General features: G+C 75.1%; 17 protein-coding genes and 2 pseudogenes. 13 read left to right on the top strand and 6 right to left on the bottom strand.

Features of this window, described 5'->3' with window-relative positions; all coding sequences use genetic code 11:
• Positions 1–531 (bottom strand): annotated as a pseudogene (locus ACSNN9_RS12355) (hypothetical protein); the annotation flags it as partial.
• The gene (locus ACSNN9_RS12350) at positions 528–1,442 is read right to left on the bottom strand and encodes an ATP-binding cassette domain-containing protein (RefSeq protein ID WP_436673184.1); all 915 of its coding nucleotides are present in this window, start codon (positions 1,440–1,442) and stop codon (positions 528–530) included. The pseudogene ACSNN9_RS12355 and the gene ACSNN9_RS12350, both read right to left, overlap by 4 nt.
• 132 nt (positions 1,443–1,574) lie before the next feature.
• Here ACSNN9_RS12350 and ACSNN9_RS12345 point away from each other — a divergent pair, with 132 nt between their 5' ends.
• Together ACSNN9_RS12345 and ACSNN9_RS12340 are read left to right on the top strand one after the other, a co-directional pair.
• The gene (locus ACSNN9_RS12345; RefSeq protein WP_436673183.1) at positions 1,575–2,795 is read left to right on the top strand and encodes a sensor histidine kinase; all 1,221 of its coding nucleotides are present in this window, start codon (positions 1,575–1,577) and stop codon (positions 2,793–2,795) included.
• Entirely contained in the window at positions 2,792–3,448 is a 657-nt protein-coding gene (locus ACSNN9_RS12340) for a response regulator (RefSeq protein WP_436673182.1), read from the top strand. The genes ACSNN9_RS12345 and ACSNN9_RS12340 overlap by 4 nt, the downstream gene beginning before the upstream one ends.
• Before the next feature lie 49 nt (positions 3,449–3,497).
• Here the strand turns inward: ACSNN9_RS12340 and ACSNN9_RS12335 are convergent, their stop codons facing one another.
• From ACSNN9_RS12335 to ACSNN9_RS12320, 4 genes are read right to left on the bottom strand one after another with little or no spacing between them, the layout of a single operon-like run.
• The gene (locus ACSNN9_RS12335) at positions 3,498–4,382 is read right to left on the bottom strand and encodes a phosphotransferase (RefSeq protein ID WP_436673181.1); all 885 of its coding nucleotides are present in this window, start codon (positions 4,380–4,382) and stop codon (positions 3,498–3,500) included.
• An 8-nt stretch (positions 4,383–4,390) separates the two neighbouring features.
• Positions 4,391–5,131, bottom strand: coding sequence for a TVP38/TMEM64 family protein (locus ACSNN9_RS12330; RefSeq protein WP_436673188.1), 741 nt, complete (start codon positions 5,129–5,131; stop codon positions 4,391–4,393).
• Positions 5,071–5,793: a type 1 glutamine amidotransferase gene (locus ACSNN9_RS12325; protein ID WP_101411882.1), complete on the bottom strand. Its 723-nt coding sequence runs from the start codon at positions 5,791–5,793 to the stop codon at positions 5,071–5,073. Before ACSNN9_RS12325 ends, ACSNN9_RS12330 begins: the two co-directional genes overlap by 61 nt.
• Positions 5,783–7,030, bottom strand: a complete 1,248-nt coding sequence (locus ACSNN9_RS12320; RefSeq protein WP_436673187.1) for a MurT ligase domain-containing protein — start codon at positions 7,028–7,030, stop codon at positions 5,783–5,785. Before ACSNN9_RS12320 ends, ACSNN9_RS12325 begins: the two co-directional genes overlap by 11 nt.
• 355 nt (positions 7,031–7,385) lie before the next feature.
• On the opposite strand from ACSNN9_RS12320, the gene mraZ reads away from it, so the two are divergent.
• From mraZ to ACSNN9_RS12265, 11 genes and pseudogenes are all read left to right on the top strand, one after another.
• Complete coding sequence (gene mraZ / locus ACSNN9_RS12315) at positions 7,386–7,817, top strand: division/cell wall cluster transcriptional repressor MraZ (RefSeq protein WP_436673180.1); 432 nt, start codon at positions 7,386–7,388, stop codon at positions 7,815–7,817.
• A gap of 205 nt (positions 7,818–8,022) precedes the next feature.
• Positions 8,023–9,136 (top strand): annotated as a pseudogene (gene rsmH / locus ACSNN9_RS12310) (16S rRNA (cytosine(1402)-N(4))-methyltransferase RsmH).
• The gene (locus ACSNN9_RS12305; RefSeq protein WP_436673179.1) at positions 9,126–9,731 is read left to right on the top strand and encodes a septum formation initiator family protein; all 606 of its coding nucleotides are present in this window, start codon (positions 9,126–9,128) and stop codon (positions 9,729–9,731) included. Before rsmH ends, ACSNN9_RS12305 begins: the two are co-directional and overlap by 11 nt.
• A gap of 5 nt (positions 9,732–9,736) precedes the next feature.
• A complete protein-coding gene (locus ACSNN9_RS12300; RefSeq protein WP_436673178.1) occupies positions 9,737–11,944 on the top strand; it encodes a peptidoglycan D,D-transpeptidase FtsI family protein in 2,208 nt (735 codons plus the stop codon).
• A 52-nt stretch (positions 11,945–11,996) separates the two neighbouring features.
• Positions 11,997–13,559: a UDP-N-acetylmuramoyl-L-alanyl-D-glutamate--2,6-diaminopimelate ligase gene (locus ACSNN9_RS12295; RefSeq protein ID WP_436673177.1), complete on the top strand. Its 1,563-nt coding sequence runs from the start codon at positions 11,997–11,999 to the stop codon at positions 13,557–13,559.
• Complete coding sequence (locus ACSNN9_RS12290) at positions 13,556–14,980, top strand: UDP-N-acetylmuramoyl-tripeptide--D-alanyl-D-alanine ligase (protein WP_436673176.1); 1,425 nt, start codon at positions 13,556–13,558, stop codon at positions 14,978–14,980. Before ACSNN9_RS12295 ends, ACSNN9_RS12290 begins: the two co-directional genes overlap by 4 nt.
• Entirely contained in the window at positions 14,977–16,104 is a 1,128-nt protein-coding gene (gene mraY, locus ACSNN9_RS12285; RefSeq protein WP_436673175.1) for a phospho-N-acetylmuramoyl-pentapeptide-transferase, read from the top strand. Before ACSNN9_RS12290 ends, mraY begins: the two co-directional genes overlap by 4 nt.
• A 308-nt stretch (positions 16,105–16,412) precedes the next feature.
• Positions 16,413–17,825: an FtsW/RodA/SpoVE family cell cycle protein gene (locus ACSNN9_RS12280; RefSeq protein ID WP_436673186.1), complete on the top strand. Its 1,413-nt coding sequence runs from the start codon at positions 16,413–16,415 to the stop codon at positions 17,823–17,825.
• A complete protein-coding gene (murG, locus tag ACSNN9_RS12275; RefSeq protein ID WP_436673174.1) occupies positions 17,825–18,931 on the top strand; it encodes an undecaprenyldiphospho-muramoylpentapeptide beta-N-acetylglucosaminyltransferase in 1,107 nt (368 codons plus the stop codon). The genes ACSNN9_RS12280 and murG overlap by 1 nt, the downstream gene beginning before the upstream one ends.
• Before the next feature lie 31 nt (positions 18,932–18,962).
• Positions 18,963–20,507: a UDP-N-acetylmuramate--L-alanine ligase gene (gene murC / locus ACSNN9_RS12270; RefSeq protein ID WP_436673173.1), complete on the top strand. Its 1,545-nt coding sequence runs from the start codon at positions 18,963–18,965 to the stop codon at positions 20,505–20,507.
• Positions 20,504–21,319, top strand: coding sequence for a cell division protein FtsQ/DivIB (locus ACSNN9_RS12265; protein ID WP_436673172.1), 816 nt, complete (start codon positions 20,504–20,506; stop codon positions 21,317–21,319). Before murC ends, ACSNN9_RS12265 begins: the two co-directional genes overlap by 4 nt.
• Positions 21,320–21,437 lie beyond the last annotated feature (118 nt).

The following is a 21,437-nucleotide window of genomic DNA, read 5'->3' as shown; positions in this document are numbered from 1 at the left end:
CGCCGCGACCGCGCGCAGCACCCCCGGCTCGCCGATCGACCAGCCGGCGTCCCGGTCGGCGAGGATCGCCTGGGACACCCAGAACGCGGTCGCCGCGGTGACCGTGCCGAGGACGAGCATGACGGCGGTCAGCACGGCGGCCTTCGCGGCGACCACCGCCCGGCGGGCGGGCACGGCGGCGAACGTGGCGCGGATCAGCCCGCTCTGGTGTTCGCCGACGATCGTCAGGGCGCCGACGGTGGCCGAGGCGAGGATCAGCAGCAGGTAGCCGGCCTCGGGGAAGGCGTCGCGCACCGGCCCGTACAGGCGGAACAGCTCCCGGCGCCCCTCGGGGTAGGCCGGCCAGTTCCGGTGGTCGGCGAGGCTGGCGTTGACGCTCGTGCCGACCACGAACAGGAAGACCAGCGGCAGCGTCCAGCGGGTCGAGCGCAGCGACCACAGCTTGATCCACTCGGCGGCCAGCAGGTCCCGGAACCGGACCGGCGCCCCGGTCACGGTCGGTCGGCGGGTCGGCGCGGTCACGACGGTCATCGGGTTCCCTCCCCGGCGAGGTATTCGACGCTGGCGGCGGTGAGTTCCATGAACGCCTCCTCCAGCGATGCGGTGCGGGTGGTCAGTTCGTGCAGCCCGACGCCGTGGGCGAGGGCGAGGTCGCCGATCCGGACGGCCGGCAGGCCGGTCACCACGAGCGCCCCCGCGTCGGCCGGTCGCACGTCGGCGCCCTCGGCCGCCAGCACGGCGGCCAGCGTCGCCGGGTCGGGCGTACGGACCGACACGCTGGCCCGGGTGCTCCGGGCGGCGAACTCGGCGAGGCTCTGTTCGGCGATCAGCCGGCCCCGGCCGATCACCACGAGCCGGTCGACGCAGTTCTGCATCTCGCTCATCAGGTGGCTGGAGACGAAGACCGTGCGCCCCTCGGCCGCCAACCGCCGGAACAGGTCCCGCACCCACCGCACCCCCTCCGGGTCGAGGCCGTTGAACGGCTCGTCGAAGAGCAGCACGGGCGGATCCCCGAGCAGCGCCGCGGCGATCCCGAGCCGCTGCCGCATGCCCAGGGAGAAGCCGCCGATCCGCCGCCGTGCGACGGCCGACAGCCCCACCTCCCGCAGCACCTCGTCGACCCGGTCGCGCCCGATGCCGTTGCTGCGTGCCAGGGCCGACAGATGGGCCACGGCGCTGCGTCCGCCGTGCACGTCCCCCGCGTCGAGCAGCGCCCCGGCGTGGTGCAGCCCGCGCGGCCGGTCGGCGAACCGGACCCCGTCCACGGTGACGGTGCCGCTGGTCGGCGCGGTGAGGCCGATGATCATCCGCAGGGTGGTGGACTTGCCGGCCCCGTTCGGGCCAAGGAACCCGGTCACGTAACCGGGGCGCACACTCAGGGTGAGGTCGTCGACGGCCGTCGTGCGGCCGTACCGTCTCGTCAGGGCGTTGAGTTCGATCACCCGCCCCACGCTGCCCGGCGGCGGCCGGCGAGGCGTCGCCCCGCCGGCCACATCCGGCGGGCGGCGATCAGCCCCGGGGCGTACGCCCCTGGGCCGATGCCCGGGCGGGGGCCGGCTGGCTACCGTGTGCCCATGGATGCGACCGCGTCGCCGCCGCGCCGCGCCTCGTCGCTGGCGCGGACGGTGCTGCCCTGGGTCGGCGTCGCGGTGCTGCCGGTCGCCGTGCTCATGGCCCCGGTCGTGGCGTCGAGCCGCGACGGCGTGGGGTTCGGCGACTGGTGGCTCTCCGAGCGTTACCTGGTGCCGCTGCTGGCCGTGGCCCCGCCCGCCGGCCTGCTGCGGCGCCGGCCGGTGCTGGCCCTGGCGCTGATGCTCGTCGCGGCGTGCGTGGTCACCGTGGTCGTCAACGTGCCGGAGGACGGCTACCTGGCCGACATCTGGTACGCGCAGTTCCTGGCGGTGGACCTGGTGGTGGGGCTGATCGCGGCGGGGAGGTCCCGTCGCGTCTCGGTGCCGGTGGCCGTCGTGGCGCTCGCCGTGCAGATCGCCGCGAGCTTCGTGAACCCCTCCACCGACCCGGTGAGCCGGGCCATGATCTCCGTGCTGGCGGTCGTCACCGCGTGGACGGTCGGCAACTCCGTGCGGGCCCGGCGCGGCTACGCCGAGGCGCTCCGGTCGCACGCCGCCGCCGAGGCGGTCACCGCCGAGCGGCTGCGCATCGCCCGCGAGCTGCACGACATGGTCGCCCACAGCATCGGGGTGATCGCCATCCAGGCCGGCGTGGGGGCCCGGGTCATCGACACCCAACCGGCGCAGGCCCGCGCCGCGCTGGCCACCATCGAGGCGACCAGCCGCGACACCCTGGCCGGCCTGCGGCATACGCTCGGCGCGCTGCGCCGCCCGCAGTCGGAGTCGGCGTCGCTGGATCCGATGCCCGGGCTGGACGACCTGGACCGGCTCGTCGCGGCCGCCGCCGACGCCGGGGTTCGGGTGGACCTGCGGCGCGGCGGCGAGCGGCGGCCGGTCCCGGCCGAGGTCGACCTCGCCGCGTTCCGGATCGTGCAGGAGGCGCTGACCAACGTGGTACGACACGCGGGCAGCGACCGCTGCCGGGTCACCGTCACGCACGGCCCCGACGAGGTCGTGGTGGAGGTCGTCAACGACGGTCGGGGCGGCACGGTCGGCGGCGAGGGGCACGGCATCGTCGGCATGCGGGAACGGGTCGCCCTGGCCGGCGGCCGGTTCCACGCCGGGCCGCGTCCGGAGGGCGGCTTCCGGGTGGCGGCCTGGCTGCCGGCGCCACCGGCGGCGGAGGAGCCGGTCGGATCGCGGTCCGGGGCGGGGGAGCGGTGACCGTCCGGGTGCTGCTCGTCGACGACCAGCCACTGGTCCGCGCCGGCCTGCGGGTGCTCATCGCCGACGCCCCCGACATCGACGTCGTCGGCGAGGCGGGCACGGGGGCCGACGCGGTGCGGCTGGCCCACGAGGTCGTGCCGGACGTGGTGCTGATGGACCTGCGGATGCCCGGCATGGACGGCATCCGGGCCACCCGCGCGATCACCGCGCACGGCGGCGTCACCCGCGTCCTCGTGCTCACCACCTTCGACGACGACGAGCACGTGCACGCCGCGCTGCGCGCCGGCGCGAGCGGGTTCCTGGTCAAGGACATGGCGCTGGACGACATCCTCCACGCGGTCCGGGTGGTCGCCGCCGGGGACGCGCTGATCGCCCCTGGGGTCACCCGCCGGCTCATCGCCGAGTTCGCCCGCCGGCCGACCTCCACCGCCCCGCCCCGGACCCTCGACGGCGTCACCGACCGGGAGCGCGAGGTGCTGACCCTCGTCGGCCGGGGCCTGTCCAACGGCGAGATCGCCGCCGAGCTGGTGATCAGCGCGGCCACCGCCAAGGCGCACGTGGCCCGGCTGTTCGGCAAGCTGGGCGCCCGCGACCGCGTGCACCTCGTCATCGCCGCCTACGAGGCGGGGCTGGTCTCCCCGTCGCGGTGACGCGTCGTCGCGACGGGCGCGGGCCGCTGTCGGGCGCGGCCCCGGGCGGTCAGCGCAGGGCGGCCGCCACCGCGGCGCGGTGGTCGGTGAGCCAGTCGTGCCAGCCGCGGATCATCGGTGGCACTCCGGCGTCGCGCAGCCGGCGCATGCTCTCCTCGCCCCGGTCCGCGCCGGCCACGATGCCCCGCCAGGTGCCGTCGAGTTGGGCGAGCATCACGTCGACCAGTTCGGCGCGGGGCAGCGCGAGCGGCTCCGGGCCGGCCGCCTCGTAGGCGTCGCAGAGCAGCCGGGCGCGCCGGCTGAGCTCCGCCGGGTCGGCGTCCGGCCCCAGCGCCGCCCAGTGCCAGGCGGCGAAGGCGACGTCCTCGACCCGCCGGCCGGGCGCGGCCAGGTCCCAGTCGATCAGCGCCACGGGCAGCGGGCCGGCGGGGGAGTCCCGGTACACCGTGTTCTTCGGGGACAGGTCGCGGTGGCAGACCGTCTCGGCGTCGCCGGCCAGCGGGCTGCCCGCACAGGCGTCGTGCAGCCGCCGGAGCAGCTCGGCCAGCCGGGTCAGCGCCGGGTCGGCGAAGTACGCCGGGTCCTCCCGGTCCCGCCACGGCACCCGGCCGTCGACGTGGCTGAGCACCTGCCGGCCCCGCTCGTCCGTACCGAGGTGGCGGGGCGCGACGTCCGCACCCGTCCGCTCCAGGTGCCGCAGCAGCGCGGCGACGAAGTCGGCGTTCGCCGGCGCCGTACGCCGGACGGTGTCGCCGACCCGGACGACCTCGGCAATGAAGCCGCCGCCCAGCCGCTCCTCGGCGGCCCCGTCCGCGCGGCCGCCGCCCAGCCGCTCCTCGGCGGCCCCGTCCGCGCGGCCGGTGGCACCGGTCGGCTGCCGCCGCTCGCGTCCCGGCCCGCTGTCCCCGCCCGCTCCGGGCGGCCCGCTGCGCACCGCCGGCCTCAGCTCGGCCCGAGCCGGCGCTGTCGCTCCGCGCGCCACCAGCGGCGGATCAGCACGACGCTGGCGATCAGGCCGAGCGCGGCCGGAGCGGCGCCGAACCAGTTCATGTCGCCCGGGGAGGTGACCGCCGCGCCCACCGCCGCGTAGCCGAAGGCGGTGGGGGCGGAGGCGATCACGCTGCCGGCGAGGAACGGCAGCACCCGGGCGCCGGTGGTGCCGTAGCCGTAGCTGACCAGCCCGAAGCCGGCGATCGGCAGCAGCCGTACGGTGATCACGCCGAGGACGCTCTGCCGGGCGAACCAGCCGTCCAGCCGGGCCAGCCGGCCGCGCACCCGGTCGGCGACGAACTCCCGCCCGAGGAGGCGGCCGACCGTGAAGCCCAGCGCCGCCGCGAGCAGCGCGGCGCCCAGCGCGTACGCGGCGCCCTCCAGCGCGCCGAAGATCGCGCCCGAGGCGAGCGTGACGAAGGTGCGGGGCACCAGCGCGACCAGCAGCATCGCCCCGCCGAGCACCGCCGCCACGGGGGCGAGACCGCCCAGCCGGTCGGCCATCCGGGGCAGCTGGTGCGCCTCGGGCAGGTCGACGACGAGCAGCGTCGCCCCGAAGGCGGCGAGCAGGAGCAGCAGCAGGGCGAACCGGACGGCCGACGGCTGCCGCAGCAGCCGCCGGACGGCCGGGATCATGCCCGGGCGGCGGCGGCCACCGCGGCGCGGCGCTCGGCGCGCAGCCGGTCGGACCAGGTGTCGTCGAGCGGCGGGAGTTGGTGCACGCCGGTGGCCCAGCGCAGCAGCAGGTCCGCCAGGGCGGGATTGCGGGCCAGGGCCGGGCCGTGCGAATACGTGCCGAGCAGCTTGCCCCGCCACGCCCCCTCGGTGGCGCCGTCGTTGCCGACCCCGGCGGTGACCCGGGCCAGCGGGGAGACCCCCGGGCCGAGGTGGGTGCGCCCGCCGTGGTTCTCGAACCCGGTCAGCGCCGGCACGCCCAGCCGCGGGTCGATCTCGCCGGCCAGCTCGCCGACCGCGCGGGTCGGCCCCCGGTCGGAGGAGAGGTCGAGCAGTTCCAGCCCGGCGCAGAGGGTGCCCTTGGCGAAGAAGGAGGTGCCGAGGAGCTGGTAGCCGGCGCAGACCCCGAACACGACCGAGCCCTGGGCGACCGCCCGGTGCAGGCCGCCGTCGGCCAGCAGCCGCTGCGCGCCGAGCGCCTGCGGGCCGTCCTCGCCGCCGCCGATCAGGTAGATGTCGGCGGTGGAGGGGAGGCGCTGGTCGGAGCGCACCTCCAGCACCTCGACCGGGAAGCCGCGCTGGCGCGCCCGGCGGGCGAGGATCAGCGCGTTGCCGCGGTCGCCGTAGGTGGAGAGCAGGTCGGGGTAGATCCAGACGATGCGCAGGCTCTCAGTTGACACGGTCCAACTCCGCTCGGATGTCCTGGAACGCGGTGTAGTTCGCGATGACCTCCAGGCGGCCCGGGGGCACCGACCGGACGGCGTCGTCGAACGTCCGCACGTGCTGGAAGGGCACGTCGTTGACCTCCAGCCGGACCGCGAGGTCGTACGCGCGGTCGCCGGTGATCAGCACCTGCCGGCCCCGTAGCGGGGCGAAGTCGACGTCGAAGAGCCACGAGGTGTCCAGCCCGTCGGGATCCCGGGCGTTGATGGAGAGCAGCGTCGGCGCCTCGTCGGCCATGTCGAACGCCTCCAGCCAGCTGGCCGGGTTCTTCGCCAGCAGCAGCCGGATGTTGCGCCCGTCCCGGTCGACCTGGGCGTAGCGGCCCGCGACGGAGGTGACGGTGCCGAGCTGGAGCACCGCGTCGACGGGCCGGACGCCGAACTCGGCGGCGACGGCCAGCGCGGTCGCGGCGTTGCCGACGTTGACCTTGCCGGGGAGCTGGAGCTTGACCTTGTGCCAGGCGCCGGTCGGGTCGACCACGCCGTCGTCCTCCACGATCCACTGCGGCTCGGGCCGGCGCAGGGGACAGCCGCTGCACCACCACTGGTCGCCGGAGCGCTGGATGGTGGAGCCGCACTCGGGGCAGACCCAGGAGTCATCGTGCCAGCGTTGCCCGGCGCTGAACCAGGTGACGTGCGGCGGGGCGATGCGGTGGTCGTGGTTGGGCGGCGGGGTGGCGGCCCACACCACCATCGGGTCGTCGGCGTTGGCGACGATGCGGACGTTGGTGTGCCGGACCAGCGCGGCGCGCCAGAGCTGCGCCATCATGGCGACCTCCTTGGCCCGGTCGAGCTGGTCGCGGGAGAGGTTGAGCAGCGCCACCACGTGCGGTTCGGTGGCGTCCAGCACCTGGGCGAGGTAGTGCTCGTCCACCTCCAGCACCGCGTAGGGCGTGCTGCCGGCCTTGGCGAGCGCCGAGGTGTGGCCGGTCGGCATGTTGGCGCCGAAGGAGTTGGTGGCGACGCGGCCGAGCACCCCGACCGCCGCCGCGGTGAGCCGGGTGGTGGTGGTCTTGCCGTTGGTGCCCGAGACCAGGGCGATGGCGCGCCCGGCCGACAGGTGGGCCAGCAGGTCCGGGTCGATCTTCAGGCCGATCCAGCCGCCGATCACCGAGCCGTCACCGCGCCCCGCGGCCCGCGACAGCGCCGCGGCGGTCCGCGACACCGAGCTGGCCACCTTTGCCCGCAGGGGCATCTTCGCGTCCGTCACCCGAGCGAGGTTACCGGACCGGCGACCCCGCCAGATCGCCGCCGACGGCGAACCGTTCGGCCGGGGTGACCCGGCGGGGCGGTCGGACCGCGCTCAGCCGGACGGAGTCGATCTATGTCGGAAAGCGGACGGGCCTGGCGGGCGCCGGAGCCCTCCACTCCGCTCCACCCCCGTTGACGTGCTGTTTTGCGCGCCGAAAGGCCGCGCCACGCGGGCGATTCTGGTTGCAGGTGGAGGGAAGTGGAGTAGAGTGGGGCCCAATGGTGAGGCCGGGAGGGCCCACCGGCCCGGGGGGTCAGCGGCGCCGCGAACGCCGCTCAAGGGCGAGGGGGTTGGGCCGATGTTCCTCGGCACCCACACCCCACGCCTGGACGACAAAGGCCGGTTGATCCTCCCGGCGAAGTTCCGGGACGAGTTGGCGGGGGGTGTCGTGATCACCAAAGGGCAGGACCGTTGCCTCTACGCCTTCCCGATGCCCGAGTTCCAGCGGATCGCGGAGCAGTTGCGCGCGCAGCCGGTGACCAACAAGGCGGCCCGGGCCTACAGCCGGGTCTTCTTCGCCAGCGCGCACGACGAGGTGCCCGACAAGCAGGGCCGGGTGACGATCCCGGCCCACCTGCGGGCCTACGCCGCCCTCGACCGGGATTTGGTCGTGATCGGCGCGAGCAGCCGGGTGGAGATCTGGGACAAGGCTGCCTGGGAGACCTACCTCGCGGAGAGCGAAGACGACTTCGCCGACATCGAGGAGGGGGTGCTGCCCGGCGGTCTGTAGGGCGTGACGACGCCCGACGTACTGCGAGATCTCCACCCGCTTTCGAGTTCCTGGCACCCCTTCCCCGGTGCCAGGCGCACGATCCGATCGGAGGGCCGCGGCCTCCGACGGGCGGGAGCGGATGGGGATCTGGCGGTACGACGGCACGGCGTCGTCCGACGACGGACGCGTGAAGGACGAAGGTTTCACACCAGTGGGGGTCGACATGGGGGAGCTACGCGGCACGCACGTGCCGGTGCTGCTCGAGCGGTGTCTCGAGTTGCTGGCCCCCGCGCTGGGCCGGGGCGGGCGGACGGTCCACGTCGACGCGACGCTGGGGCTGGCCGGGCACGCCGAGGCGGTGCTCGAGGCGCATCCGGAGACGGTGCTGATCGGGCTGGACCGGGACACCGAGGCGCTCGCCCACGCGCGCGTCCGGTTGGCCCGCTTCGCCGACCGCGTCCACCTGGAGCACGCCGTCTACGACGAGCTCCCGGAGGTGCTCGACCGGCTGGGCTATCCGGCGATCGACGGCATCCTGTTCGACCTGGGGGTCTCCTCCCTGCAACTCGACGCACCCGACCGCGGGTTCGCCTACGCGCAGGACGCCCCGCTGGACATGCGGATGGACCAGACCCGGGGGACGACCGCCGAGGAGGTGGTCAACACCTACGCCCATCCGGACCTGGCCCGCGTGCTGCGGGTCTACGGCGAGGAGAAGTTCGCGGGCCGGATCGCCTCGGCGATCATCCGCGAGCGCGAGCGGGCCCGGATCACCTCGTCGGCGCGGCTGGCCGAACTGGTCAGGGAGTCCATTCCGGCACCCGCGCGACGAACCGGGGGACACCCGGCCAAGAGAACGTTTCAGGCTTTACGGATCGAGGTAAACAAGGAGCTGGCAGCGCTGGAGACGGCGCTGCCAGCCGCGCTCGACAAGCTCAACGTGGGCGGCCGCATGGTGGTCCTGTCCTACCACTCGCTGGAGGACCGGCTCACCAAGGCGGCGCTCAGCGACCGGGTCCGCAGCAAGGGCCCGGTCGACCTCCCGGTCGAACTGCCCGGGTCCGGTCCGACGTTCCGGCTGCTCAGCCGGGGCGCCGAACTGCCCGGGGAGGTGGAGGTCGCCGCGAACCCGCGGGCCGCCTCGGTGCGGCTGCGGGCCGCGGAGCGACTCGACCCGGACGCGGCGCAGCAGGGGCGTACCGACCGCGAACGGTACCGCCGGCGGGTGAAGGCGATGCACCAACCAGGGGCGGGGTCCCCCGGGTCCGACACGGATCCGACGGACCCCGGGGGACGGGACAGGGACGGACGAAGAGGGGGAGGGACATGACGATTGACAAGCGCGACCGCCGGGACGTCACCGGCGGCGGGCAGCGCGCACCGCGGTCGGGGGGCCGGACCGCGGCGGAGCGGGCCACGCGCATCGGGACCGGCACGCCGCGGGCGGACCGCGCGAGCCGGCAGGGGGAGACTCGCGCCCGGGGGGCGCGCGAGTTCCCGACCCAGGGCAGCGCCGCGCTGCGGCCGGCCGAGCGGGAGAGCGTCGCCACGGCGCGTCCGCCCCGGCTGCGGGTGGCGCCGCCGCCGCCGGTGAAGGTGCCGCGGGCGCCGTTCGCCGCGCTGGTGCTGGTGCTGGTGGTCGGCGGGGTGCTCGGCATCCTGCTGGTCAACACGAAGATCAACGAGAACGCCTTCCGGCTGGAGAAGCTCCAGGAGCAGCAGGCCAAGCTCGACGTGGAGCAGCAGCAGCTGACCAAGGAGATCGCCGACGCCGAGGCTCCGGGCAACCTGGAGGCCCAGGCCCGCCGGCTCGGTCTGGTGGAGGCCGGCGAGCCGGCCTACATCCGGCTGCCCGACGGCAAGGTGATCGGCGTGCCGCAGCCGGCCGAGGGCCAGCCCTCGATCACCAGCCAGCAGGGCGCGGGAGGCTGACGACCGTGCCGCCGAGATCGGAGGAACCGCGCCGGGACGCCACAGGCTCCCGGCGCGGTTCGTCCCGCAACACCGGTGGCCGGGGCGCCGAACCGCGCTCCGGCGAGCCGGGGGTCGGTGGCATCTCCGACGCCCGGGCGTACACCCCGCGCGGGCGCACCGTGCGCGAGCAGCGCGCCGGCGGCCGCGCCGAGCGGGACGCCGACGCCGGCCCCGCCGAGCAGCGCCGGACGCCGCGCAGCACCCGCTCCGGCGACCCGTTCCGCCCCGCCCTCCAGGTGCTCGACGGCGGGCGCGCGGGTGCCGGCCGGGCCGGCCGGCGGGAGGCGCCGGGCCGCTCGGGCGTCGTCCGCACGGTCACGCCCCGCGCCCCGCGTCACGACGACGACGACCCGCCGCCGCCGCGCCGCCGCGCCGCCGCGCGCCCCGCCCGCCGCCCGGACCGCCCGGCCGCCCGGCGGCCGTCGCGCAAGCCGCCCCGGCTGGCCGATCCCCGGCGCCGGCTGCGGCTGGGCACCGTGCTCACCCTGACGCTCTTCGCCGTCATCGGCATCCGGCTGGTCGTCCTCCAGACCGTGGAGACCCCGGCGTACGCCGGCGGCGGCGTCGCCGACCGGCTGCGCACCGTCACGCTGCCGGCGGCACGCGGCGCCATCTACGACCGGTCCGGCGCCCCGCTGGCGCACAGCGTCGAGGCCCGCTACGTCTACGCCGACCCCACCCAGATCAAGGACCAGCAGGCCACCGCCAGGGCGCTGTCCCCGTTGCTGGCCATGCCGGCCTCCGAACTGGCCGAGAAGATGAAGCCGCGCAAGCGGGTCAACGGCGTCGACTCGCAGTTCGAGTACCTGGCCCGGGGGGTGGACATCGACCGGGCCCGGCAGATCACGGCGCTGGAGCTGCCCGGCATCTACACCCACCGCGACGAGCGGCGCGAGGTGCCCGGCGGCGACCTCGCGGCCAACCTGCTCGGCTTCACCAGCCAGGACATGGTCGGGCTGGAGGGGCTGGAGGCCCGCTACGACGACGTGCTGCGCGGCAAGGACGGCAAGCGGGTCTACGAGGTCGGCCTCGGCGACCTGGCGGCCCCGATCCCCGGCGGCTACAGCGAGACGACGAAGGCCAAGCCGGGCAGCTCGCTCCAGCTCACCATCGACCGCGACCTGCAGTTCATGACGCAGCGGATGCTCAGCCGGCACATGGCGCAGAGCAAGGGCAGCACCGGCGCCGCGGTGGTGATCGAGATTCCCTCGGGCGAGGTGCTGGCCCAGGCCAGCCACCCCACCTACAACGCGGCGAAGCCCGTGCCGAGCGACCCGACCGACCGGGAGGACGCGGCCACCAGCTTCGTGGTCGACCCCGGCTCGGTGCACAAGGCCATCACCTTCGGCGCCGCGCTCCAGGAGCGGGTGATCACCCCGGACACCACGCTGCCGATCGCCAACGGCATCAAGAAGGGCGACACCTGGTTCACCGACACCCACCGGGCCGACGGGCGGCGGATGAGCCTGCCCGGCATGATGGCGTACTCGTCCAACGTCGGCACCATCCAGATCGCCGACAAGCTCGGCCCGGAACGCCTGATCGACTACCAGAAGCGGTTCGGCCTCGGGGAGCCCACCGGGGTCGGCATGCCCGGCGAGGCCAGCGGACGACTGCTGCCGGCCGACGAGTGGAGCGGGTCGTCGGCCGGGTCGGTGCCGATCGGGCACAGCGTGGACGCCACCCCGCTGCAGATGGCCGCCGTCTACGCGACGATCGCCAACAACGGCACGTACGTCCAGCCGCGCCTGGTCCGGGAGGTGATCGAGCCGGACGGGAAGCGTACGCCGACCGAGCCCCCGGTCACCCGCTCGGTGCTCAGCCCGGAGAACGCCGCCGCGCTGCGGACCATCCTGGAGGCGGTCACCACGGTCGAGGACGCCACCGGCAGAGCCGCGGCGATCCCCGAGTGGCGGGTCGCCGGCAAGACCGGCACCGGCTGGCGGCTGGTCGACGGGCGCAAGCAGCCCGGCGAGGTGGCCTCGTTCATCGGGATGGCCCCGGCCGAGAACCCGCGTTACGTGATCGCGGTCTTCGCGCACACCCCGGCCGGCGGGGGCGGGGACATCGCGGCCCCCGCGTTCCGGGACATGATGCAGTTCACGCTGCGTCACTACGGCGTGCCGCCGAGTGGGCAGAAGGCCCCGAAGTTCACGGTCTATCCACGTTGAGCGGCCACGCCGCGACATCATCGGTGAGTGCGGACGAACCACCGGGGCGGCTGTGCGGCCGGAACCGGACGACCGGGTAGGGTCTGACGCCGTGCCCGGCAATCCTCGTCCCCGTACCGTGATCGGTGTCCGGCTCGGCGACCTCGCCGCCCGCCTCGCCGTCGAGCCCCCGGAGGGCGCCCCCGAGCTGGTGGTGACCGGGGTGACCCACGCCAGCCAGGAGGTTCGCCCCGGCGACCTGTACGCGGCCCTGCCGGGTGCCCGCCGGCACGGGGCGGAGTTCGCCGCCGGCGCGGCGGCCGCCGGCGCGGTGGCCGCGCTGACCGATCCGGCGGGCGCCCGGGCGGTGGCCGAGGCGGGCCTGCCGGCGCTGGTGGTGTCCGACCCGCGCGCGGTGCTGGGCACCCTCGCCGCGGCCGTCTACGGCGACCCCACCGAGCACCTGACGGTGATCGGGGTGACCGGCACGGCCGGCAAGACCTCGACGGCCTACCTGGTCGAGTCCGGCCTGCGCGCCGCCGGCCACACCACCGGCCTGATCGGCACCGTCGAGACCCGTCTCGGCGACCTGGCGATCGACAGCGTGCGCACCACGCCCGAGGCGACCGACCTGCACGCCATGCTGGCCGCCGCCCGGGAGCGCGGCGTCACCGCCGTGGTCATGGAGGTCTCCAGCCACGCCCTGGCGATGGGCCGGGTCGGCGGGGTCCGGTTCACCGTCGGCGGCTACACCAACTTCGGCTCCGACCACCTGGACTTCCACGCCGACTCGGCGGACTACTTCGCCGCCAAGGCGCAGCTGTTCGACGGGCGCTGCGCCGTGGAGGTGCTCAACCACGACGACCCGGCGCTGAAGTCGCTGTACGGCCCGGCGACGGTCACGTACTCGGCGGCCGGCGACCCGACTGCCACCTGGTGGGCCGACGAGATCGGCGGCGAGGGGTACGCGCAGCGGTTCACCGCGCACGGCCCGGACGGGCTGGTCCTGCCGGCCGGCGTGGCGCTGCCGGGCCGGCACAACGTGGCCAACGCCCTGCTGGCCATCGCCGCGCTGGTCGGGGCCGGCGTGGACCCGGGCACGGCCGCCGCCGGGGTCGCCGCGTGCGGTGGGGTACCCGGCCGGCTGGAGCTGGTGAGCGCCCCCGGCCCGGTCCGGGGCGTGGTCGACTACGCGCACAAGGCGGACGCGATCGTCGCCGCGCTGGCGGCGCTGCGGGAGTTCGGCGCCGGCCGGTTGATCTGCGTGATCGGTGCCGGCGGGGACCGGGACCGGGGCAAGCGGCCGGTGATGGGCGCCGCCGCGGCGGAGGGAGCCGACGTGGTGCTGGTGACGGACGACAACCCGCGTACCGAGGATCCGGCGGCCATCCGGGCCGAGGTGCTCGCCGGCGCCCGGCACGCCGGCACGACGGCCCGGATCGAGGAGGTGGCCGACCGCCGGACGGCGATCGACGCGGCGGTCCGGCTGGCCGAGCCGGGCGACGTGATCGCGGTGCTCGGCAAGGGCCACGAGCGCGGGCAGGAGATCGGCGGCGAGGTGCACCCGTTCGACGACCGCACCGAGCTGGCCGACGCGCTGCGCGCCCGCTTCGCCGACCCGGCGGGTCAGCGGTGATCCCGCTCAGCCTGGCCGAGGTCGCCTCGGCGGTCGACGGGCGGCTGGCCGGCGCCGACCCGCAGGCCCGGGTCACCGGTCCGGTCGAGTTCGACTCGCGCAAGGTGCGCCCGGGCGCGCTCTTCGTCGCCTTCCCGGGCGAGAAGGTGGACGGGCACGACTACGCCGCCGGCGCGGTGGCCGCCGGCGCGGTGGCCGTGCTCGGCACCCGCGCGGTGCCCGGCGTGCCGATGGTGCTGGTCGACGACGCGCTGGCCGCCATGGGCCGGCTGGCCCGCGCGGTGGTCGACCGGCTGCCCGGGCTCACCGTCGTCGGCTTGACCGGCTCGTCGGGCAAGACCACCACCAAGGACCTGATCGCCCAGCTCGCCGCGCGGCTCGGCCCGACCGTCGCCCCGCCCGGGTCGTTCAACAACGAGCTGGGGCACCCGTACACGGCGTTGCAGGCCGGGCCCGAGACCCGCTACCTGGTCATGGAGAAGGGCGCCCGCGGAGTGGGGCACGTGCGCTACCTCTGCGACGTGGTGCCGCCCCGGATCTCCGTGGTGCTCAACGTCGGGGTGGCGCACATCGGCGAGTTCGGCTCGGTGGAGACGATCGCGCTGGCCAAGGGCGAGTTGGTCGAGGCGCTGCCCGCCGACGGCCTGGCCGTGCTGAACGCCGACGACCCGCTGGTCGACGCGATGGCCTCGCGTACGGTCGCCCGGGTGGTCCGCTACGGCGAGGCGGCGCACGCCGACGTGCGGGCCGAGGACGTGACGCTGGACGACCGGGGGCGGCCCGCGTACACCCTGGTCACCCCGGAGGGGACCGCGCCGGTGCGGCTCGGGCTGACCGGCCGGCACCAGGTGTCCAACTCGCTCGCCGCCGCCGCGGTGGCCCGCGAGCTGGGCATGCCGCTGGCCGAGCTGGCCACCGCGCTGGGCGCCCTGGGGCTGGTCTCCACCCGCCGGATGGACGTCTTCGAACGCGCCGACGGGGTGACCGTGATCGACGACTCGTACAACGCCAACCCCGCCTCGATGGCGGTCGCGCTGCGTGCGCTGGCCGGCATCGGGCGGGAGCGGCGCACCGTCGCGGTGCTCGGCTACATGGCGGAGCTGGGTCCGTTCGAACGCGACGGGCACGCCGAGGTCGGCCGGCTCGCGGCCGAGCTGGGCGTAGACCGGCTGCTCGTGGTGGGCGAGCCGGCCGCGCCGATCCACGAAGGCGCGACATCGGTAGGTGACTGGGGAGGAGAGTCGGTGCTGCTCACCGATCAGGCGGCGGCCGTCGAGGTGCTGCGCAGCGAGTTACGGCCGGGCGACGTCGTCCTGGTGAAGGGCTCGCGGTACCGCACCTGGGAGGTGGCCGACGCGCTGCGCGCGGAGGCCGCCGGTGGCGGGGCGAACGAGCAGGCGACGGAGGGCGGCGCCGCATGAGGGCGGTCATCGTCGCCATCGGGGTGGCCTTCCTGGTCTCGCTGCTCTGCACCCCGATCGCGATCAAGGTGTTCGCCCGGCTGAAGGCCGGCCAGCCGATCCGATCGAACCTCGGGCTCGCCAGCAACGAGGGCAAGAAGGGCACGCCGACGATGGGCGGCGTGGTGTTCATCCTGGCCACGGTCATCGCGTACGTGGCCGGCCACCTGGCGCTGACGACCCTGCCGGACGCGCAGATCGCCCAGGTCGAGCCGACGATCACCGCGCTGGTGCTGCTGGGGCTGATGGTCTTCTCCGGCGCCGTCGGCTTCATCGACGACTTCCTCAAGGTGCGCAAGCGGCACAGCGGCGGGCTCAACAAGCGCGGCAAGCTGCTCGGCCAGATCCTGGTCGGGGCGGTCTTCGGTGTGGTGGCGCTCTACTTTCCGAGCACCATGACCGACGCCTCGGGGGCGGAGACCAACACGGAGACCGTGGGCAGCACGACGCTCAGCTTCATCCGGGACATCCCGGCGCTGGACGTCACCAAGATCGGCGCGGTGGTCATCTTCATCTTCGTGGTGATGGCCGCGACCAACGGCGTCAACCTCACCGACGGCCTCGACGGCCTGGCCACCGGCGCCTCGGTGATGGTCCTCGCGGCGTACGCGCTGATCGCCTTCTGGCAGTACCGGCACTGGTGCGCCGACCCGAACTACACCCAGGACTACTGCTACGCCGTCCGGGACCCGCTGGAGATCGCGCTGATCGCCGGCGCGGCGGCCGGGGCCTGCGTGGGCTTCCTGTGGTGGAACACCTCGCCGGCGCGGATCTTCATGGGCGACACCGGCGCGCTGGGCCTCGGCGGCCTGATCGCCGGCATGGCGATGTCCACCCGGACGATCCTGCTGCTGCCGATCATCGGCGGCCTCTTCGTGATCATCACGATGTCCGTGGTGATCCAGATCATCTCGTTCCGCACCACCGGCAAGCGCGTCTTCCGGATGTCGCCGTTGCAGCACCACTTCGAGCTCGCCGGGTGGAGCGAGGTCAACATCGTGGTCCGGTTCTGGATCATCGCCGGCATCGGCGTGGCCATCGCGCTGGGCCTGTTCTACAGCGAGTTCCTCGCCAACATGACCTGAGTGGGCCGGCAGGTCCCGCCGCGGGGCCCGGGCGCGTGCCGCCCGGGCCCCGCGCCGCGTCCGCCCGGCGGGACGGCCCGCGCGGCCCGGCGCAAGCCCGACACGCCGACCGGTCGGTTGCGCCGGTGGCGGACCCGGGAAACCGCCATGATGTTCCCGTGGGGGAGGGACGAAACATCGAGGTCACGGCAGAAGGGACACCCGGGCGGTCACCGGGGGGCAGGCGTACGCGCGACGCGCCCGCCGCGACGCGCGGGCCGGACGAGCCCGGTCCCCAGCTGCCGCGTGGGCTGGACGCCGCGGGCGGCCTGGCCGCGCTGCGCGGGCTGCTGGAGCGGCCGTTGGCCTCCTACTACCTGCTGCTGTCCAGCGCCGGGCTGCTGCTGCTGATCGGCCTCACCATGGTCTTCTCGGCCACCAGCGTCCGGGACTACGCGGAGAACGGCAACGCCTCGACGTCCCTGGTCAAGCAGGCGATCTTCGCGGTGATCGGCATCGTCGCGTTCTGGGCGTGCCAGCGGCTGCCGGCGACGACCTACCGGGCGCTGGGCCGGCCGCTGCTGTTCACCGCCATCGGCCTGCTGCTGGTGCTCAACCTGCTGCTCGCGTACGCCCGGCTGACCGGCCAGGAGTCCGCCCGGATCGGCCCGGTCGAGGCCCGGCTGCTCTGGCTCTTCGTCGGCGGCATCCAGGTGCAACCCTCCGAGTTCGCCAAGTTCGCCCTGGTGCTCTGGGGCGCCCACGTGATCGCCCGCAAGGGTGCCGCGCTGGGCTGGTGGCGCGAGCTGGCCACTCCCCTCTTCCCGGTGGTGGGCCTGCTCTTCGTCCTCGTCGGCTACAACGACCTGGGCACCATGCTCTGCCTGCTCGCCCTGGTCGTGGGGCTGCTCTGGGCGGCCGGGGTGCGGATGCGGGTCTTCGCCGCGCTCTCCGCGGTCGGCCTGCTCGGCATCGGCCTGCTGGTCGCGGTGGCCTCGCTGGGCGCCGGCTCGGGCGAGACGGGCGCGGAGAACTACCGGCTGGCCCGGCTGACCGCCTTCATCGACCCGCCTCCACTGGACGTGTGCAAGGACGCGGGCTGCTACCAGATCGCCCAGGCCCGCTACGCGATCGAGAACGGCGGGTGGTTCGGCGTCGGCCTCGGCAAGAGCATCGCCAAGTGGCAGTGGCTGCCGGCGGCGGAGAACGACTTCATCTTCGCCGTGGTCGCCGAGGAACTGGGCGTCGTCGGGTGCGGCGTGGTGGTGGCGCTCTTCGCCGTGCTGGCGTACACCGGGCTGCGGATCGCCCGCCGGGTCGAGGACCCGTTCCGCCGGCTCGCCGCCGCGGCGGCGACCACCTGGCTGGTCGGCCAGGCGGTGATCAACATCGGCGGGGTGGTCGGCCTGCTGCCGCTGACCGGCGTGCCGCTGCCGTTCATCTCCGACGGCGGGAGCGCGCTGGTCGTCACCCTCGCCGCCATCGGGATGCTCGCCTCCTTCGCCCGCGCCGAACCCGACGCCGCCAGAGCCCTGCATGCCCGTCCGCCGGCCCGATGGGTCCGACTACTCTGGGCCCCGTTGCCGCCGCTTCCCGGGCGGCGCCGCCGTCCGGCGGCGCCCCCGGCTGCCCGAGGGTCCGTGCCCCGGTCGCGGGAGCGGCGAGAAGACGACCAGGCCGCACCGCGCGGTGTCCGGGTGGCCCGGACCCGCCGCGGATCGGCGGACGAGAGGAGACGTTGATGGGTCCGCTGCGTTCGGTGGTGCTCGCGGGAGGTGGCACCGGGGGGCACATCTACCCGCTGCTCGCCTTCGCCGACTGCCTGCGCCGACACGACCCCGGCGTCCGGATCACCTGTCTGGGCACACCGAAGGGCCTGGAGAACGAGCTGATCCCGCCGCAGGGCTACGACCTGCGGCAGATCCCGGCCTACCAGCTGCCCCGGTCGGTGAACATGAACCTGGTCAAGACCCCCGGCCGGATGTGGACCGCGGCGCGCGCCGCGGGCAAGGTCATCGACGAGGTGCGCGCCGACGTGGTGGTCGGCTTCGGCGGGTACGTCTCCGTGCCGGCCTACCTGGCCGCCTGGCGGCGCGAGCTGCCGATCGTGATCCACGAGGTGAACGTGCCGCCGGGGGTGGCCAACCGGCTGGGGATGCGGTTCACCGACCACGTGGCGGTCGGCTTCCCGCACCAGCCCGCCCAGGCCGAGGCCCTGCGCGACGCCCGGGTGGTCGGCGTGCCGCTGCGTCGGGGCATCGCCGGGCTGGACCGGTTCGCCATGCGCAACGCGGCCAGGGCCCACTTCGGGCTCCGTCCCGACCTGCCGGTGCTCTTCGTCGCCGGCGGCTCGCAGGGCGCCCGCTCGATCAACCTCGCCGTCGCCGGCGCGGCCAAGGAACTCGCCCGCAACGGGGTGCAGGTGCTGCACGTGATCGGCGCCCGCAACGAGCCGGTGCCGGTCCCCACCGACCTGCCGGTCCCGTACGTGACGCTGCCCTACCTGTCCGAGATGGAGGCCGGCTACGCCGCGGCGGACCTGATGCTCGGCCGGGGCGGGGCGATGACCTGCGCGGAGGTGGCCGCGATCGGGCTGCCCACCATCTACGTGCCGTACCCGCACAGCAACCAGGAGCAGAAGCGCAACGCGCTGCCCGTCGTGGAGGCCGGCGGCGGGCTGCTCGTCGACGACGCCGAGCTGACCCCGGACTGGGTCGAGCGGACGATCGTCCCGCTGATCCGCGATCCGCACCGGCTGCACGCGATGGGCGCCGCCGCCGCCGCGTACGGGCGCCGCGACGGCGACGAGGCGCTGCTCAACTTCGTCTACGAGGCGGTGGCCCGGTGAGTCTGGCCACCGCGACGGGAAGGTACTCGGCATGAACACCGCACAGTTCACCCCGGCCGGCACGCTCACCGCCGAGGACCTGGGCACGATCCACCTGATCGGTGTCGGCGGGGTCGGCATGAGCGGGCTGGCCCGGCTCTTCCTCACCCGGGGCATCCGGGTCTCCGGCAGCGAGCTGCGGGAGTGGCCCTCCCTGGCCGGCATGCGGGCCCTCGGCGGCACCATCCACATGAGCCACGAGGCGTCCAACCTCGACGGCGTCGACACGGTCGTCTACTCCTCGGCGATCCCGCAGGACCACCTGGAGATGGTGGAGGCGCGTCGGCGCGGCCTGCGCGTGCTGCACCGCTCCGAGGCGCTGGCCGCCGCGATGACGGGCCGCCGGACGGTGGCGGTCGCGGGCACCCACGGCAAGACCACCACCACCTCGATGGTCACCATGGTGCTCCAGCAGGCCGGGCAGGATCCGTCCTTCGTGATCGGTGGGGAGATCTCCGAGGTCGGCTCGGGCGCCCACCACGGCACGGGCGAGCACTTCGTGGTCGAGGCGGACGAGAGCGACCGCTCCTTCCTCATCTACCGCCCGTACGTGTCGATCGTCACGAACGTCGAGGCCGACCACCTGAACACCTACGGCGACCTCGCCACGCTGGAGGCGGCCTTCGCCGAGTTCGCCCGGCTCACCGACCCGGACGGCTTCATCATCACCTGCGCCGACGACCCGGGCGGGCGGCGGCTGGCCGAGACGCTGCGCGCGGAGGGCCGCCGGGTGCACACCTACGGCGAGGCGGCGGACGCCGACCTGCGGCTGACCGACGTCGCCTCGTCGGCCCGGGGGGTGCGCTACCTGGCGGGCATCGACGGGCGGTCGCTCGGCGAGTTCCGGCTGCCGGTGCCGGGGCGGCACATGGGGCTCAACAGCGCCTCGGCCGTGCTGACCGCGTACCTGCTGGGCCTGCCGCTGGAGGCGGCGGAGGCCGCGCTCGCGGCGTTCCCCGGCGTGCGGCGGCGCTTCGAGCGCAAGGGCGTCGCGGACGACGTGCTGGTCTACGACGAGTACGCCTACCACCCGACCTCGATGACGCTGGCGTTGCAGACGCTGCGCGAGGTGGCCGGGGACGGCCGGCTGATCGTGGTCTTCCAGCCCTACCGGCTCTACCGCACCCGCGACCTGCAGGCGGAGATCGCCGAGTCGCTGTCCATCGCCGACGAGCTGGTGCTGCTGGAGGTCTTCGGGCCGGGCGAGCTGCGCGAGCCGGGGGAGGGGTCGGCGGCGCTGATCGAGGCGGTGTCGCTGCCGGCGGAGCGGAAGGTCTTCGTGGACTCCTGGGATGCCGCGCCGGTGGAGGTGGCCCGGCGGGCCCGCCCCGGCGACGTCGTGGTGACCATGGGCGCCCCGCCGATCTCGCTGATGGGCGACCAGCTGCTGGCCGCGCTGACGGCGCGTGCCGCCGATCCGGCGGCGCCGGCGGGCACGACCCCCGGCGGCGAGGCGGGCGGGACGACGACCATCGGCGGCACCGTCCCCGGCGCCGGCAGCGCGGTCCCGGACGGCGCGGCGCCCGCGGCCGGATGAGTCCCGGCCCGGCGCGGGGGCGCACCACCGGCGCGGACGGCGGCGGCCGGCGCGGGCCGGTGCGCCGGTGGCAGCTGGTGCGGGCCGGCAGCGACGCGGTGCCCGCCTCGACCCGCCGGTTCATGGCCCGGGCCCGGCAGCGCCGGATGCGCGCGGCGCTGCCGTGGGCGGTCGCCGCGGGCGTGCTCGGGGTGGCCGCGCTGGTCGCCTGGACCCTGCTCGGCACGGGGCTGTTCGGGGTGCGTGAGGTCCGGGTCGAGGGCGCCGAGCTGGTGACCACGGTGCAGGTCCGCGACGCGGCCGCGGTGCCCGACGACGCCCCGCTGGCCCGGGTGGACCTGGCCGCCACCGCGCGGCGGGTCGGCGGGCTGCCGGCGGTGGAACGGGCGGTGGTGACCCGGGACTGGCCGGACACGCTGGTGGTGCGGGTGACCGAGCGCACCGGCGTGGCGGTGGTGCCGCGCGGGGAGCAGTTCGTGGTGATCGACCGCGCGGGCGTGGTCTTCCGCACCGTGCCCCGGCAGCCGGACGGCCTGCCGTTGGTCCGGCTCGCCGAGCCGGGCCCGGGCGACGGGCCGACCCGGGCGGCGCTGGAGGTGCTCGGCGCGCTCACCCCGCAGCTGCGGGCCGAGCTGGTGGACGTGACCGTCGAAGGGCTGGCCCGCATCACGCTGCGGCTGCGCGGCGACCGGGTGGTGGTCTGGGGGGACGCGACCCGGGGCGCGGACAAGGCCCGGGTGGCCAGCGCCCTGCTCGATCGGAAGGCCGACACCATCGACGTCAGCGCGCCGGACGTGGTGACCCTGCGGTGACCGGTGGCTCAGTCGCGACGTGACCCGCCCCGCTCCGGCGGCGACACGCCGAGCGGGTCCTTGGCTCATCGCGTGAGGGCGCTTACGTTGCCCCGAAGGGGATCAGTGGTTGACATAA

This window comes from Micromonospora sp. URMC 107, from assembly GCF_051386315.1.
Taxonomy (GTDB): Bacteria; Actinomycetota; Actinomycetes; order Mycobacteriales; family Micromonosporaceae; genus Micromonospora.
The sequence above is the reverse complement of the archived record's forward strand: the minus strand, read 5'-3'. Positions and strand labels throughout refer to the sequence as shown.

Coding starts and splice junctions, on each gene's coding strand:
- ACSNN9_RS12320 (WP_436673187.1), bottom strand. CDS start 7,030: ATGCCCCTGCGGGCAAAGGTGGCCAGCTCGGTGTCGCGGACCGCCGCG.
- ACSNN9_RS12345 (WP_436673183.1), top strand. CDS start 1,575: ATGGATGCGACCGCGTCGCCGCCGCGCCGCGCCTCGTCGCTGGCGCGG.
- ACSNN9_RS12265 (WP_436673172.1), top strand. CDS start 20,504: ATGAGTCCCGGCCCGGCGCGGGGGCGCACCACCGGCGCGGACGGCGGC.
- mraZ (WP_436673180.1), top strand. CDS start 7,386: ATGTTCCTCGGCACCCACACCCCACGCCTGGACGACAAAGGCCGGTTG.
- mraY (WP_436673175.1), top strand. CDS start 14,977: ATGAGGGCGGTCATCGTCGCCATCGGGGTGGCCTTCCTGGTCTCGCTG.
- murC (WP_436673173.1), top strand. CDS start 18,963: ATGAACACCGCACAGTTCACCCCGGCCGGCACGCTCACCGCCGAGGAC.
- murG (WP_436673174.1), top strand. CDS start 17,825: ATGGGTCCGCTGCGTTCGGTGGTGCTCGCGGGAGGTGGCACCGGGGGG.
- ACSNN9_RS12305 (WP_436673179.1), top strand. CDS start 9,126: ATGACGATTGACAAGCGCGACCGCCGGGACGTCACCGGCGGCGGGCAG.